At 49.7% G+C, this 15,122-nt stretch carries 11 protein-coding genes; 5 read left to right on the plus strand and 6 right to left on the minus strand.

Going from position 1 to position 15,122, the window contains the following annotated elements; translation table 11 throughout:
• Positions 1 to 2: 2 nt before the first annotated feature.
• Positions 3 to 1,781 carry a signal peptide peptidase SppA gene (gene sppA, locus CIK92_RS08420; protein ID WP_094388782.1) on the minus strand — a complete coding sequence of 593 codons (1,779 nt, stop codon included), beginning with the start codon at positions 1,779 to 1,781 and terminating at the stop codon, positions 3 to 5.
• Positions 1,782 to 1,905: 124 nt separating this feature from the next.
• On the opposite strand from sppA, the gene CIK92_RS08425 reads away from it, so the two are divergent.
• Together CIK92_RS08425 and axeA1 are read left to right on the plus strand one after the other, a co-directional pair.
• Positions 1,906 to 2,637, plus strand: coding sequence for an SDR family oxidoreductase (locus CIK92_RS08425; protein ID WP_094388783.1), 732 nt, complete (start codon positions 1,906 to 1,908; stop codon positions 2,635 to 2,637).
• Between the two features lie 107 nt (positions 2,638 to 2,744).
• Positions 2,745 to 4,106 (plus strand): acetylxylan esterase AxeA1, encoded by a 1,362-nt coding sequence (axeA1, locus tag CIK92_RS08430; RefSeq protein ID WP_254046029.1) that lies wholly within the window; start codon positions 2,745 to 2,747, stop codon positions 4,104 to 4,106.
• Positions 4,107 to 4,223: 117 nt separating this feature from the next.
• Here the strand turns inward: axeA1 and CIK92_RS08435 are convergent, their stop codons facing one another.
• Genes CIK92_RS08435 through CIK92_RS08445 form a run of 3 tightly spaced genes read right to left on the minus strand, consistent with a single transcriptional unit; the run spans position 4,224 to position 6,325 of the window.
• Complete coding sequence (locus CIK92_RS08435; RefSeq protein ID WP_254046030.1) at positions 4,224 to 4,742, minus strand: TlpA disulfide reductase family protein; 519 nt, start codon at positions 4,740 to 4,742, stop codon at positions 4,224 to 4,226.
• A complete protein-coding gene (locus CIK92_RS08440) occupies positions 4,742 to 5,680 on the minus strand; it encodes a ribose-phosphate pyrophosphokinase (protein WP_022310162.1) in 939 nt (312 codons plus the stop codon). Before CIK92_RS08440 ends, CIK92_RS08435 begins: the two co-directional genes overlap by 1 nt.
• 36 nt (positions 5,681 to 5,716) lie before the next feature.
• Positions 5,717 to 6,325: a thiamine-phosphate pyrophosphorylase gene (locus CIK92_RS08445; protein ID WP_022310161.1), complete on the minus strand. Its 609-nt coding sequence runs from the start codon at positions 6,323 to 6,325 to the stop codon at positions 5,717 to 5,719.
• A 109-nt stretch (positions 6,326 to 6,434) separates the two neighbouring features.
• Here CIK92_RS08445 and nspC point away from each other — a divergent pair, with 109 nt between their 5' ends.
• The gene (nspC, locus tag CIK92_RS08450; RefSeq protein WP_094388786.1) at positions 6,435 to 7,601 is read left to right on the plus strand and encodes a carboxynorspermidine decarboxylase; all 1,167 of its coding nucleotides are present in this window, start codon (positions 6,435 to 6,437) and stop codon (positions 7,599 to 7,601) included.
• A gap of 58 nt (positions 7,602 to 7,659) precedes the next feature.
• Here the strand turns inward: nspC and CIK92_RS08455 are convergent, their stop codons facing one another.
• Positions 7,660 to 8,565, minus strand: a complete 906-nt coding sequence (locus CIK92_RS08455; RefSeq protein WP_094388787.1) for a LysR family transcriptional regulator — start codon at positions 8,563 to 8,565, stop codon at positions 7,660 to 7,662.
• A 96-nt stretch (positions 8,566 to 8,661) separates the two neighbouring features.
• Entirely contained in the window at positions 8,662 to 12,660 is a 3,999-nt protein-coding gene (locus tag CIK92_RS08460; protein ID WP_158214766.1) for a DUF4062 domain-containing protein, read from the minus strand.
• A gap of 304 nt (positions 12,661 to 12,964) precedes the next feature.
• On the opposite strand from CIK92_RS08460, the gene CIK92_RS08465 reads away from it, so the two are divergent.
• Together CIK92_RS08465 and groL are read left to right on the plus strand one after the other, a co-directional pair.
• Positions 12,965 to 13,237 carry a co-chaperone GroES gene (locus CIK92_RS08465; RefSeq protein WP_022310156.1) on the plus strand — a complete coding sequence of 91 codons (273 nt, stop codon included), beginning with the start codon at positions 12,965 to 12,967 and terminating at the stop codon, positions 13,235 to 13,237.
• A gap of 48 nt (positions 13,238 to 13,285) precedes the next feature.
• The gene (groL, locus tag CIK92_RS08470) at positions 13,286 to 14,905 is read left to right on the plus strand and encodes a chaperonin GroEL (RefSeq protein ID WP_022310155.1); all 1,620 of its coding nucleotides are present in this window, start codon (positions 13,286 to 13,288) and stop codon (positions 14,903 to 14,905) included.
• Positions 14,906 to 15,122 lie beyond the last annotated feature (217 nt).

Here is a 15,122-nt window from a genome sequence, read left to right on the forward strand (position 1 = left end):
TGTTATCTCAGATTCATGTAAAAGGGCATGCGGGCTTGGATGACATCTATCTTGTTCAGGCTCTTGAGGAGCTTGAATGGCTCATAGTATTCGCCAAGTCCAGCACGCATCTGCTCGTCAAGATAGTTGCCTTCCTGTACGTCGGTAAGCAGAGCCGCAAGGAAGTCGGGCTCGCCGGGATAGCTGCTTGTATAGTATTGGTCCAGTTTGGCGAGCTTTGCAGCTTTGGCAATGGCTTGGTCTATTCCGCCCAATTCGTCTACCAGTTTCAGACCTATTGCATCCTGACCGAGATAGACATGGCCCTGTGCAATCTCATTCACTTGCTCGACCTTCATCTTTCTGCCGTCCGCTACGCGTTTGAGGAAGAGGGAATAGCCGCGATTGATATAACTCTGCAGTATGGCCTGCTCGTCTGCATTCATCGGGCGGGCGCTGCTGCCGAATGTAGAGTTCTTGTTGGTCTTTACCTCGTCAAACTTTATGCCCAACTTCTGTGTGAGCAGTTGGCTTCGGTCTGGGATGACGCCGAAGATTCCGATACTTCCGGTGAGTGTGGTCGGCTCAGCCACAATCCAGTTGGCGTTGCAGCTCATGTAGTAGCCACCCGATGCGGCCATTCCACCCATAGATACTACCACTGGTTTTTTCTTCTTGAGCATCTCTATCTGGTGCCACATCTGCTCAGAGGCATAAGCACTTCCGCCGCCAGAGTTGATGCGCAATACAACGGCTTTGACATCTTCGTCGTCGGCAAGTTTCTGCAGGTCTTTGCACACGTCGGTGGCTACGATGTAGTCGTCGTTGCCCAACAGGCCTCCTGATGCCTCAAGTGGGGTGTTGACAATGTTGCCGTAGGCATAATAAACGGCAATCTCTTCTCCATCGGTAGAAGATTCCTTGACATTGCCCATATCCGCAACGGAAATCTGGTTGATAGACTCGTCGCTGTCTATCTTCAGCATGCTCTTGACTACGCCCTTCACTTGGTCAGTATAGAGCAGGCCGTCGATGAGCTTGCGGTTAATCAGTGTTTTCTGGTCATCAAAGAGCAACATGTTGTCTGCGTATTCATTGAGCTTGTCCACGCTTATACTTCTGCTCGTTGACACCGCCTTGCACATATTGCCCCAGAGACCATCGATATATCTCTTGACTTGTTCGCGGTTGGCGTCGCTCATCTTGTCTTCGGTGTACATTTCTGTGGCACTCTTGTATTTGCCTACCTTTACCACCTGCATCTTGACGCCAAACTTGGCAAGCAGATCTTTGACAAACATAGGCTCTGCAGCGATGCCATGCCAGTCCAGACTGCCTTGGGGATTGAGATATACTTTGTTGGCAACCGATGCCAGATAATATGTACCTTGTGTATAGGTTTCGCCATAAGCAACAATCCACTTACCGCTTTTGCGGAAATCGGCCAGAGCCTGTCGAAGTTCCTGGAGCGAGGCAAAGTCGGTGCTGAACAAGCCGGCTTCCAGATAAATGCCTTTGACATCTTTGTTGTCTTTGGCTTTCTTAATGGCGGCTAAGGTGTTCTCCAGACCAGGATTGCTGGTGGCATTTCTTGTCAGCTTGTTGAGGACATTATCTTGGCTGCGTTCTTTCATCACGCCAGAGAGATTGATGACCAGGACAGAGTTTTCCTTTACATTCTTTGTCGCTTCGCTTGATGCAATCATTCCCACCAAGCTCATAGTGGCAATAACGCCGGTAATGAGGAAGAAAAGCATAATGCCCACTACCGTAGCCAATACTTGTTTTATAAAACTATTCATATTTATGTGTGATATACCTATTATAATATATAAATATAATGCAAAAATAGTAGAAATCGCGTGAAAAAACAAATAATCTGCAGTTTTTCTCTGTTTTCCATCTATTTTTCGTAATTTTGTTACGATGAAAAAGGCAATAATAGTAGGAGCTTCATCGGGTATTGGCCGTGAAGTGGCATGCCGTCTTATCCGTGATGGATGGCAAGTGGGGCTTATGGCGCGTAGAGAACAGCCTCTTGTCTCTCTTCGCGAAATGGCTGATGACCGTGTTGACTATGCGCTGTGCGATGTCACCATGCCTGATGCGCCTGACCGTCTTTTGGCACTTATAGACCGCCTCGGTGGTGTCGACCTGTACTTCCATGCGGCTGGTATCGGCTCGCAGAACCTTGATTTGGAGTCGCAGATAGAGATGAATACCGTCAATACCAATGCGGTGGGATTTTGCCGGCTTGTCAATGTTGCCTTTCAGTATATGAAAACGCATGGGGGAGGGCATATTGCCATTATCTCTTCGATAGCTGGTGTGAAAGGACTTGCTCCGGCGCCTTCCTACAGTGCGACCAAAGCCTTTCAGAATACCTATATCCAGGCTTTGGAGCAGTTGGCTTATTCCCAGCGACTCCCCATTCGGTTTACTGACATCCGTCCTGGTTTTGTTGACACTGCGCTCATTGCCGGTTCTGGCTTTCCCATGAAGATGAAGCCTGAAGTGGTGGCCCGCCACATCGTCCGCAGCATATACCGTCGGCGCCATGTGGTGGTTATCGATTGGCGTTATCGCCTTTTGGTGTTTTTCTGGCGCCTTGTGCCCAATTGCCTTTGGCGGCATCTTCCGCTTGGGCATCGTTATTAGGGTGTGGGCGAGGAGCGTAATATCCATGAAAATTAAGAATAAAAAGATAATCTAACAAAACAATGAAAAGAGTTTATTTATTCATTCTCATCGCTTTATGTGCGATAATGGTCAAGGCTCAATCTACGAGCCGTTCGTTTGTAGTGCCGGTGAGCGAGGATGGCAAGGCCACCCTCAGTTGTTTCCTTCCTTCTGCTGAGAAGGCCACCGGTCGTGCCGTGGTAGTCTGCCCTGGTGGAGCCTACTGGATTGTGGCTATGCAGCATGAAGGCACCGACTGGGCAGAGTATTTCAATCAGCAGGGAATAGCCTGCTTTGTGTTGAAGTATCGTTTGCCACATGGTAACCGCCAGCTTCCCATCGGCGATGCTATGGCTGCCATGAAGATGGTGCGCGATAGTGCTGATGTATGGCATGTCAATCCCTATGATGTCGGAATTATGGGTTCTTCGGCTGGCGGACATCTTGCTTCGACTATCTCTACCCATGCCGATTTCGCCCATCGTCCCAATTTCTCCATCCTTTTCTATCCCGTCATCTCGATGGACGAGAAGAAAGGTCATGCCGGTTCGGCTAAAAACCTGTTGGGAAAGGAATGGCATAATCCAGAGCTCGTCAAGGAATTCAGCAATCAGCTCCATGTGCAGCGTCATCTTACCCCGCCCGCCATTCTCTTGTTGGCCAATGACGATGTGAGCGTTCCTCCTGTGACCAATGCCGTGGCTTATTATTCTGCCATGCGTTCCAAGGGTGGCAAATGCGCACTTTATATTTATCCCTCTGGTGGACATGGGTTTGGATTTAATTCCAAGTTCAAGTATCACGATGAGATGCTTGGCAATCTTACCTCATGGCTCAACCAGTTGCCCAGTCATCGCCGCGATGCCGTCCGAGTAGCTTGTATCGGTAATAGCATCACCGACGGTTCGGGTATTGATATGCGCTCTCAGTTTGGCTATCCTGCCCAAATGCAGAATTTGCTTGGCGAAGGCTATCATGTGGAGAATTATGGCGTCGGCGCCCGTACCATGCTCAACAAGGGTGACCATCCTTATATGAAGGAGCAGGCATGGCGTGAGGCTCTTGATTTCAATCCCAATATTGCCATCATTAAGTTGGGTACCAATGATTCCAAAGCCCATAACTGGCAATATGGAAAGGAGTATGCCCATGATATGCAGCAGATGATAGACAGTCTGAAGCGTCTGCCTTCTTCTCCTAAGATTTATCTGATGCTTCCCTTGGTTGCTTCCAACAAGATGGTCAATCCGAATGACATCAATAATACGGTGATTGAAAACGAGATTATCCCCATTATCCGCAAGTTGGCCAAGAAGAACAAGTGTGAGATTATAGACATTCGCGAGCGTATGACTTCTAAGCCGGAGTTTATGTTGAGCGATGGCGTACATCCATCAGCCAAAGGTGCGGCCGAGATGGCTAAAGCCATAGCCGAAATTATCAAATAGCACGTACTGGACAACAAAGAGAAAAGGAGACAATCGCCGAATGTGGTGAATGTCTCCTTTTCTCTTTGTATATTTTGCGTTATGGCTATTATCATGGATACAGCCATACTCCGCGTTTTATAGTTGGGTGTCGATAAAGCGTCTCAACTCGTCGCCTCTCAGTCCTTGGGCCAGAATCTCGCCTTTGCTGTTGACGATGATAGTGTGTGGAATACTTTCAATGTTATACATTCTTGCCAGAGTGTCATCCCATTGTCTGAGGTCCGAGTATTGCGGCCAAGGCAATTGCAACTGTTCGATGCCTTCCGTCCACTTCTTGTATTCGCCGTCAAGCGAGATGCCGACAAATCCCAGCCCCTTGTCCTTATAGTCGTTGTATATCTCTATCAGGTTGGGCGCCTCCATACGGCAAGGACCACACCAGGATGCCCAGAAGTCTATTACGGTAAGTTTGTTCTTGCTTATCTCGTCATAGAGGTTGGTGGTGTTGCGCTGCAGGTCATAGAGTTGTACGTTGGCTATCGTGTCTTTCGCTACACTGCTTTCGACAGGGGCCTTAGACGCATTGGAGTGACAACCGCCCATAAACAAGACGATTGCCACTCCAATAAGTAGTGTCTTATAAGTTATCTTCATTATAACAGATACTGTGAAGAGATGCTTTCGTTTTCAACCACACGACGTATGGTCTCTGCAAACATATCAGCTACAGACAACTGCTTTACCTTGGAGCAGCGGTTGGTGTAGGGGATAGAGTCTGTAAATACAATCTCTTCCAGTTCGGACTGCTGTACGCGGTCGCTGGCGGGGCCGCTCATTACGCAGTGTGAAGCACAGGCTCTCACGCTGGCTGCGCCGGCTTCCTTCATGATGTTGGCAGCCTTGGTAATGGTACCAGCGGTGTCAACCATATCGTCAACGATGATAACATTCTTGTCTTTCACATCACCGATAATTTGCATGCTTTCTACCACATTGGCTCTTGCGCGGGTCTTGTTGCACAGCACCAGTGGACAGCCCAGATATTTGGCATACGAGTTGGCGCGCTTTGAGCCACCTACGTCGGGAGAGGCGATAACCATGTCCTTGAGTTTCAAGCTCTGCAGGTAGGGGAGGATGACGCCAGATGCGTAGAGGTGGTCTACGGGTACGTCGAAGAATCCTTGAATCTGGTCGGCGTGCAAATCCATTGTTATGACGCGGTCTACACCGGCACAACTCAGCAGGTCGGCCACAAGTTTGGCGCCAATGCTTACGCGTGGCTTGTCTTTGCGGTCCTGACGTGCCCATCCGAAGTAGGGAATTACCGCATTGATGTGTCTTGCCGATGCGCGCTTGGCTGCGTCTATCATCAACAACAACTCCATCAGATTGTCAGAGTTGGGGAATGTACTCTGCACCAGGAATACATCACGACCACGGATAGACTCTTCGTACGATACAGCAAACTCGCCGTCAGAGAATTTGGTAATGATAAGGTTACCCAACTGGCAATTCAGACTTGCGCAGATTTTTTCTGCAAGGTATCTCGTGTTTGTTCCCGAGAACACCAAAAAAGAGTTTTTCTCACTCATTTTTATGCGTTATTTTAATTATACAAGTGGTTTTTATCAGTTCGTTGCTTTGCGTAAACGCTGAAAGTGACCAATCAGCTCTTTGAAATCAATCTGGTTGTGTATGTCAAATCTGTTCCACAGGTCTCCGCATATCACTACACCGCCGAAACCTAAGGCTTTGGCAATGCGAATCCTTTCCAGACTCATTCCTCCCAAGGCATATACTTTCTTGTCTATCAACCCGGCTTTGGCCGCATCCTCCAATTGATTAAGATTGAAGTTGGATTTCTCTTCCGGGAATTCCATACAGTCGAAGACATTCTTCAGAAAGACGTAGTTGCTTTCCTTCTTCATCTGTCGCAACATGCTCAGGTCTGAACATGTACGCCCCAGCTGACCCTTGAAACCTTTGGGGGCAATGTCGGCAGGGTTGTCTATATGTATACCGCCCAGACGGTACTCATTATTCAAATAATAATGCTCGTGGACGGTTATCTTCTTATAAAAATCTTTAGGGAGTAATGTGAGCAGACGCTCAGAATACATGGGCGATGAACCTGGCTTGAAAAGGTGCAAATTGTCCATACCTTCATCAAAGAGGCTGGCTAGTATTTTGTCTTCTTCCACAAAAAAAGTGGACTTGGTCATTATGACTAGTTTCATCTGCATTCGTTTTTACGATGCAAATGTATGAAAAAACCATTAAATCTGCAATTATAATCAAATAAAAAATTATCTTTGCACCAAAATATAGACTTAGGTTAAGACAGTGATGAAGGTAAATAGACTGACATATGGCGAAATCCATCGCCCAATGTACATTCTGGAGGAAGAGAGACTGCGTAGAAATCTGGCGCTGATACAGCGTGTGGCTTCCGAAGCCGACGTGGAGATTATATTGGCGTTCAAAGCCTACGCTCTATGGAAGACTTTCCCTATATTCCGTGAATATATCTCTTCGACTACAGCCAGTTCTTTGGGCGAAGCTATGCTGGCTTTTCATGAGTTCGGCGCGCGCGCGCATACTTATTCGCCTGCATATACCGATTATGAAATTGATGATATCGCCCGTTGCTCCAGCCATCTTACCTTCAATTCTCTTTCTCAGTACTCCCGTTATCATGAGCGGGTCAGGGAGATAGACTCTACCATCCAGATGGGACTTCGTGTCAACCCCGAGTATTCCGAGGTGGGTACTGCCCTCTATAATCCTTGTGCGCCAGGCACCCGGTTTGGTGTTATGGCCGATGCACTTCCTGCCACTCTTCCGTCCGATATCCGTGGCTTCCATTGTCATTGCCATTGTGAGAGCGGACCTGATGTCTTTGAGCGCACCTTGGTGCATATCGAGGAGAAATTCGCCAAGTGGTTCCCGCAGATTGAGTGGCTTAACTTCGGTGGTGGCCATCTTATGACCCGCGCCGACTATGATGTCGACAGGCTTATACGTTTGCTTCAAGGCTTCCATGCCCGCTATCCCCATCTTCATGTCATACTTGAGCCGGGTAGCGCTTTCGGTTGGCAGACAGGACCATTGGTGTCACAAGTGGTAGATGTGGTTGAGAATAAGGGCATTCGTACAGCTATTGTCAATGTCAGCTTTACCTGCCATATGCCCGACTGTCTCGAGATGCCTTACCAACCTGAAATACGTGGAGCTCATTCCTTGCCCATGGATGCCGACGCATCCCTTCCTCATGTTTATCGTATCGGAGGAAACAGTTGTCTGTCGGGCGATTTTATGGGAATGTGGCAGTTTGACCATGAACTGCAAGTAGGCGAGAATGTTATCTTTGAGGATATGCTGCATTATACCACAGTCAAGACCTGTATGTTCAATGGCATCAGCCATCCGTCGATAGCCCTGTTGCATACCGACAATGAATTGGAAGTGCTGCGCCAGTTCACCTACGAAGACTATCGGAATCGTATGGATTAAGTCTGCTTCCCGATACAGGCTTATATATATAATAAGGTATAACCCTGCTCAATGTGATTTATCCATTGGGCAGGGTTATTTCTTTCCACAGAGTTGCGGGGGGGTGTAGCATATTGATAAACTCGCGTGCGGCATTCTTCGTATATCCGTTCTTCATGGTGTGGATACATCCTTCCATGTCGGCTTCGGGCAGGTCTATCGGAATGGCGCAGACGCCGCTCTCGCCGATGACGGTCGACGCCGCCAGCACGGTCACATAATTGGTCTGTTTGACGAGCTTGAACAGGAGGTTCACGTTGTTGATTTCCGATTTGATTTTGAAGGTGATGTCATTACCTTCAATCACCTTCTCAAAAGCGTTGCGAGCCTGCAAGCCTATCGCGGGCAGCGCCAATCCATATTTCTGCAATTCTTCCAGCGTCACTTTCGACTGGCGGGCCAGTGGGTGAAACTCATTGACTATTGCCGAAGCGTGCGTATGAAACAAGACCTCGCTGTCGATGCGGTTGTCGGTCTTTAGGGGCTTGAACGCCAGGACCAGATCCAGGTCATGGTGCCGCAGTTTCTCCATAAGCACAGCCATGGAGTCATAGCATACATTGAGCTTGACATTGGGATATTTCTTCAGAAACTCAGCCATGGTCTCGGCCATGATATTGCTGAACGAGAAGGTCACTCCTACATTCAATTCGCCCACAAGCATGTGCTTGAGTTCCTGCACAAGAGTTATGCAGTTTTCGGCAGCATTGATGCTTTCTTGGGCGTGGGGCATAAGCAGCCGCCCAGCCTCAGTGAGCTGCACCTCGTGGCTGTTGCGTACGAAGAGAGGTTGGTCAAATTCGCGTTCGAGATTGAGAATCTGTTGCGACAGCGTGCTTTGGGTAATAAACAGCTCCTTGGCAGCCGAAGAGAAGTTCAGAGTCTCGGCAAGTTTCAGAAAGTATTTGAGTTGTCTCAGTTCCATATTCTCAATGCTAATAATATGTTGCAAAATTACTCATTTTTTGCCAAACTCATCATTGCTGTGCCGGTTTTTCTTATTCCCCAGGGTGCCTTTGGACTATTGCGGCTTTATCAGACGGTTTTCTACCAGGTGCTTCAGCGCTTGCTGCTTTACTTCCATGAAGGCATGTGCCATCTCCTCCCATTTGGACTGTTGTGCAGTGACGACAAACGATTCCATCTCGCTGAGCATGAGCGGGATGTGCTGTGGGTTGCGTGTCTCGATAATATTTCTGAGGGTAAGTGCCTCAAACTTGTCGTATGCCTCTATCATCCTGTCGCTGTTGTGCAGTCGTATATACAGTTTTGTCTTACACGACAGCAGACCTATATAGTTGTTGATGGCCTTGGGCGAGTTGGGGATGAGTGTCAGCACACGTTGCAGCATATCCTCGCCCTCGTTGATTTCGGCGATGGCATCATCCACCTTTCCGCCGATAGACATCAGCAGCTCGGTCTGGCGTATACAACTTATTGCCACGTCTCTCATGTATTTCTCGTTGTCTGGATGCTCCTCGAGCAGACGCTTGTAGATGCCTTTGGCTGCGACTTGGTATTCCTTGGCCGCGGTAGAGTCGCCCATGGCGAGTTTTGCCATTGACAGATTTTCGTAGATGCCAGCCAAGAAGTCCTGCTGTCCGATGCGGCTTTCTATTTGCGGTATAGACAGCAGCCTCGCCGACGTATCGCACACCTTGTTATAGTCCTTCTGCATCAGATAGATGGTCGTAAGATTGTAGGTACTCAGCGCCATATCGTCCACGAGTGTTCCCTCCTGCGATTGCTCAAAGAGCTGGGCAAACTTCTCGTTGGCCTTGGCATAGCACTTTTCGGCTGCCTTGAAGTTGTCATACAGCATCAGGAAGAGGCGACCGGTCTCGTCAATCGCGGCAGCATAGCGGCGCTTCAGTTCTGCGATGTTGGGATAGAGACTGTAGGCTTCGCACAGTGCGTATTCATGCTGCTTGTTGTGATACATCATGTTTTGTTTGTCGCCCATTTGTTCGTAGTAGTAGGCCATGCAGCTGTTTGCCAACGAATAGCCCATCATGACCAACGGTGATGTTACACCTGTAGCTTGCATATGGTTTATGTCGAGGCTGAGTCTCTGTAACTCATGCAGTTCTTGCTCTTTGTCTCCACGATTTCTGTTTTCTTTCAGTTTCCATTCGGTATGGCAGCACATACGATAAAAGGCAATCTGCAGCTTGAGCGTGTCTTCTATCGACGGGTTCTTCTGGCTGTAGTAGTGGTTCAGACTCTCAGGGAAACTACGGGAGAGGCTGTCGGGCTCGTGCCCGTCTTGTTCACAGGGGATAGTGCAGTTTCCATTGAAGAGGGGATTGTCGGGATAGGCGTTGAGCAGGGTCTGCTCGTAGTCATCAGCCTGTTGGCGTAGGATAGCAGCGGCGAAATCGTCATGCTGCTCCAGCATTTCAGCATGTTTCCTCAGCGGCGCAATCATAAAGTATAGATGGTACATCCATTGCGGAGCCGACAGGTAATCATCAACAAACTGTGCCCTGTTTTCCGCTTCTGACTCGTTTACTCCTGGGGTGGTGAGATATATCTCGCTCAACTCGCGCAGGTAAGTAATCATCTGCACCTGTTGCATTTCCAGCACCAGGCGGTCCATCAGGTCGTTGCCCTTCGCAGCCCACCCCAGGGTATGCTCGTTGGGGTTCTTGCTTTCGATGCGTGTCTTTACCAGAATTGCCATGCCGCATATCTCGTAGTAGTCTGGGTTGTCCAGCTCGTTGTAGCACTCTGACAGCAGATGGTTTGACAGATATGCGGCATTCTCATATTGTCCCGTCTGATAGAGCGACTCCATATAGAGAACTACCAAGGTATAGTAGTCGCGGCGTGCCTCCTGGTCCAGTTTGCCACTGTCTATCTTGGGTATAACCCATGAGGCGACCGTGGCCGCAGCGGTGTAGTGCCGGCAGCCCATGTGGGTTCTTATAATCTGGGTGGCAAGCGCTATCGTCTCCTTGGGCTTTCGCTCTGCTGCCAGTTCCATCCATGCTTTTACCACTTGTGACTTTCTGAATGTCAGGTCTGCCAGCGCATAGACGCTCTTGTCGCGCAGATGACCGCGGTCGTTGTCAAGAATGTAGTCCATTACGGCGGCAGTGGCATATTTTACCGCAAGATAGGGTATCTCGTTGCCAATGATGTTGTTGTCAATCTCGTTTTTAGAGATGTCGCCCAGATGAGTGATAAGTGCAGCGAAGTAGGGAGCGAGCTGCTCTCCGGCTTGGATGTATATCTCGCTTCTGAAATTACTGTAAGCAAAGTCTATCGTGCCGCTCTCTTCATCGATTGCCAGCAGGCTTCCCATGTGTCGTTTGAGTTCGGCAAATTTCAGGTTGTCCCATTTCTCGCCCATCAGTGCCTTCAGGTCTTGCGGGCGGATTCCGAATTCGGTGATGGCGATGAAGCGCAGCACGTCCAAGACGAACTGCCTGTCTACGAATGTGGCAGCCGACTCTACGCAAGTCATGAATAGCTGCTCGGGATATACAGGCGCCTGTGCGATGATGTCTATCAGAGAGTTTTGTATCTTGAGTTCGGCATCTTCTTCTTGGCGTTTGCGCTGCTGGGCAAAGTAATTGCCGTCGAGCAAGACCAACTGTCTGGTCATCATCACACTCCATAGCGGTATGCCGGCAGGCTTTACTTTCCCCTCTTGTTTGCTCAGCAGAGTTTCCATCACGGCGGGTTGCAGTTGTTTGCCTACCCGCTGCAGTCGTGTCTCGACGAGCTGTCGCGCAGTGTCCGTGCTCAACGGAGGCAAGAGATAAATGTTGTCGCACAGATGCTCGAAACGAGGGGCTTGTTCGCTGTCGGCAGTACATATTATCAGGGTGTCGTCGGCAAAGAGCCGAGGGTCAAACCATTTGTGGTAGTTGTCCAGCAGATGTATATCGTCGATGATGAGCAGTTTGCGCCGGCTGTCAGCCGCAGTGGCTTCTTCCAGTTTGTTGGCCAGCAACCCCAAATCGTATTGGGATTCAGCGCCGAAACGTTGCGTGGCACCGGTACGCTCATCAGCCAACCAGTATTTCAGTGGCATTTCCACTTTGCCATGATTGCCTTGACGGTCGGCAAAGTAGATGTAGGGCAGAAATCGGTCGTCCTTGCACAGCTGCCGATACCAGTGGGAGAGTAGGGCAGTCTTGCCCAGACCATAATGGCTTGTCAGCATGATGGCCTTAGCTTGGGTGGTGGCTGCCACATCGGTAAGGTTGGCGACAAAGTCTTCGCGCCCGCAGAAGTTGGCGTCATGGTGGTCCATGATGGCATCAAAGCGCGCGGCAGTCGAGTCGTATTCATTCTCGGGGTTTCCCTCTTCGCTCTCACACTCATAGAGTTCTATCTCCTGGACAATCGCTTGGGTGAGGAAGTCCACCAGTCCATCCATGCCGCACAGGCGGTTGCCGTCCCATTGACAATCATACTGGCACACATTGCGCTTGAGCTGGTGGCTCGACATGGTTTCGATGATGTGCTTCTTGAGTCTGGCCAGATGGCTTTGCGCGTTTTCGTCGTCCTGTATATATATAAATAGGTGTTCCTTGTCCATGTGCTCATATACCGCAGGGTTGCGGAAGCAGAACAGACTGCGATGCAGATTGTCACTGTCTATGAGCGAACCGAAGAGCATTTCCAGCTCTGTCACACTGCGGGCTTCGGCAGTGTCTTGGTTGATGAACTGCTTTTCATGGTCACTCATGCCGTCGATGATGCAGTCCCAACTCTCTTGCGACGGAACCCAACCGTATCTGTCGCCTAAGAGTCCTATGAAGAACGGTCTCGACTCGTTGATGCTGTCTATGCACTCGCGCAGCACATGGTTCTCGCGCTCGTTTTCGGCTATTTGCTGGGTACTTACGCCCCAGCGCAGGTCGATGAAGTCAACGTGGATGTGCTTGGGAGCCAACGCTTGTGCCACTGCTGGGTATACGCGGTTCATGATGGCGTCGCGCTCGGCATCCATATCGCAGAACGTGCTGCTGATAAAAATTTTGATGTTCTTATAGTTTTGGGCCATAGTCGTGAGAGTATAGGTGCTTAAGATATATATTCGCAAATTTACGGATAATATCGCGACTTGCCAACTTTTTCCCTCTTTTTCTTTGCGGGCAGGCGGTGCGGAGCAGGCAGTGATGCCTGGGAATACTGCCATTGCGGACGCCAAAATGTGACACAATTAGGAGCAATGCTGACAAGCTACCCATAAAAATGCAGTGAATTGTTATTTTTTTTGTCATGACTGACAGGATTGGCACAGTTTTGGCAGACAAGATGGCAGATTGATAAAATAAAAAATATAAATCTCTTAAAAATATTAGATTATGAAACTTAAACCATTAGCAGACAGAGTGCTGGTTCTTCCCGCACCAGCCGAGGAAAAAGTAGGTGGAATCATTATTCCCGATACAGCTAAAGAGAAGCCACAGCGTGGCAAGGTCGTAGCCGTAGGTCAGGGCACCAAGGATGATGCCATGATACTCAAGGCAGGTGATGTGGTACTTTATGGCAAGTATGCAGGTACCGAAATCGAGTATGACGGCGAAAAGTATCTGATGATGCGCCAGAGCGACGTGCTCGCTGTTGTTGAGGAATAATTAGTATTTACCGTTTTCATTTATAACAATAAGAAAGGAAATAGAATCATGGCTAAAGATATCAAGTTCAATACAGATGCCCGTGACCTGCTCAAGCAGGGTGTTGACCAGTTGGCCAATGCAGTAAAGGTAACTCTCGGTCCTAAGGGTCGCAATGTAGTTATCGAGAAGAAGTTTGGTGCTCCCCAGATTACCAAGGACGGTGTTACCGTGGCCAAGGAGGTGGAGCTCGAGGACAAGTTCCAGAACACCGGTGCCCAGCTTGTTAAGAGCGTGGCTTCCAAGACTGGCGACGATGCTGGTGATGGTACCACTACTGCCACCATCCTTACTCAGGCTATCGTCAACGAGGGTCTGAAGAATGTTACCGCCGGTGCCAATCCTATGGATCTGAAGCGCGGTATCGACAAGGCTGTTGCCAAGGTGGTAGAGCACATCAAGGCCAATGCCGAGGTGGTTGGCGACAACTACGACAAGATTGAGCAGGTGGCTACCGTTTCTGCCAACAACGATCCTGAGATTGGCAAGCTGCTCGCCGATGCTATGCGTCAGGTCAGCAAGGACGGTGTAATCACTATCGAAGAGAGCAAGAGCCGTGACACCAATATCGGTGTCGTAGAGGGTATGCAGTTTGACCGCGGTTATCTCTCACCTTATTTCATGACAGATGCCGACAAGATGGAGTGCGTTATGGAGAATCCATATATCCTCATCTACGACAAGAAGATATCCAACCTCAAGGACTTCCTGCCTATCCTGCAGCCTGCTGCTGAGAGCGGCCGTCCATTGCTGGTTATCGCCGAGGATGTAGACTCTGAGGCTCTCACCACTCTGGTTGTCAACCGTCTGCGTGGTGGCTTGAAGATATGCGCTGTCAAGGCTCCTGGCTTTGGCGACCGTCGCAAGGCCATGCTCGAGGATATCGCCGTACTTACCGGTGGTGTAGTCATCAGCGAGGAGAAGGGACTCAAGCTCGAGCAGGCTACTCTCGAAATGCTGGGCTCTGCCGACAAGGTCAATGTAACCAAGGACAACACTACTATTGTCAACGGTCACGGTGCCAAGGAGAACATCAAGGACCGTGTGGCTCAGATCAAGAACGAGATTGCTGCCACCAAGAGTTCTTACGACAAGGAGAAGCTGCAGGAGCGTCTGGCCAAGTTGGCTGGTGGTGTAGCAGTGCTCTATGTGGGTGCCAACTCTGAGGTAGAGATGAAGGAGAAGAAGGACCGCGTTGACGACGCACTCTGCGCTACTCGTGCAGCCATCGAGGAAGGTGTCGTTGTCGGTGGTGGTACCACCTATATCCGTGCCCAGCAGGACCTCATGGATCTCAAGGGCGACAACGCCGATGAGCAGACTGGTATCAATATCGTATGCCGCGCCATCGAGGAGCCTCTGCGCCAGATAGTAGCCAACGCCGGTGGCGAGGGTGCTGTCGTAGTCAACAAGGTACGTGAGGGCGAGGGCGACTTCGGTTACAACGCTCGCAAGGACATCTATGAAGACCTGCGTGCTGCTGGCGTCATCGATCCAGCCAAGGTTGCTCGTGTAGCTCTTGAGAACGCGGCTTCTATCGCTGGTATGTTCCTTACCACCGAGTGCCTTATCGTCGACAAGCCCGATGAGAAGGCTCCGGTTATGCCCGCCCAGCCTGGCATGATGTAAACCAATAGATAAACGTATATATAGAAAGCGGTCAAGACCATTGTGTCTTGGCCGCTTTTTTCGTGGTTTGTCGTGGGCGTAGTCACGGGGCTGGCGGAGGTGGTCAACGTGCGGACGGAGGTGGTCAACGTGCGGACGGAGGTGGTCAATGTGCGGGCGCTGCCCATCTCTTGCTTGGTGGTAATACGCAGCGGCAATTCTTCGCCGATGACATTAA

It is taken from the genome of Prevotella sp. P4-67, assembly GCF_002251325.1.
Taxonomy (GTDB): domain Bacteria; phylum Bacteroidota; class Bacteroidia; order Bacteroidales; family Bacteroidaceae; genus Prevotella.

What these genes read in the sequence shown, in the direction of transcription:
- CIK92_RS08440 (WP_022310162.1), bottom strand. Translation starts at nt 5,680, where the DNA reads ATGAGTGAGAAAAACTCTTTTTTGGTGTTCTCGGGAACAAACACGAGA.
- groL (WP_022310155.1), top strand. Translation starts at nt 13,286, where the DNA reads ATGGCTAAAGATATCAAGTTCAATACAGATGCCCGTGACCTGCTCAAG.
- nspC (WP_094388786.1), top strand. Translation starts at nt 6,435, where the DNA reads ATGAAGGTAAATAGACTGACATATGGCGAAATCCATCGCCCAATGTAC.
- sppA (WP_094388782.1), bottom strand. Translation starts at nt 1,781, where the DNA reads ATGAATAGTTTTATAAAACAAGTATTGGCTACGGTAGTGGGCATTATG.
- CIK92_RS08435 (WP_254046030.1), bottom strand. Translation starts at nt 4,742, where the DNA reads ATGAAGATAACTTATAAGACACTACTTATTGGAGTGGCAATCGTCTTG.
- CIK92_RS08455 (WP_094388787.1), bottom strand. Translation starts at nt 8,565, where the DNA reads ATGGAACTGAGACAACTCAAATACTTTCTGAAACTTGCCGAGACTCTG.
- CIK92_RS08445 (WP_022310161.1), bottom strand. Translation starts at nt 6,325, where the DNA reads ATGAAACTAGTCATAATGACCAAGTCCACTTTTTTTGTGGAAGAAGAC.
- axeA1 (WP_254046029.1), top strand. Translation starts at nt 2,745, where the DNA reads ATGGTCAAGGCTCAATCTACGAGCCGTTCGTTTGTAGTGCCGGTGAGC.
- CIK92_RS08465 (WP_022310156.1), top strand. Translation starts at nt 12,965, where the DNA reads ATGAAACTTAAACCATTAGCAGACAGAGTGCTGGTTCTTCCCGCACCA.
- CIK92_RS08460 (WP_158214766.1), bottom strand. Translation starts at nt 12,660, where the DNA reads ATGGCCCAAAACTATAAGAACATCAAAATTTTTATCAGCAGCACGTTC.
- CIK92_RS08425 (WP_094388783.1), top strand. Translation starts at nt 1,906, where the DNA reads ATGAAAAAGGCAATAATAGTAGGAGCTTCATCGGGTATTGGCCGTGAA.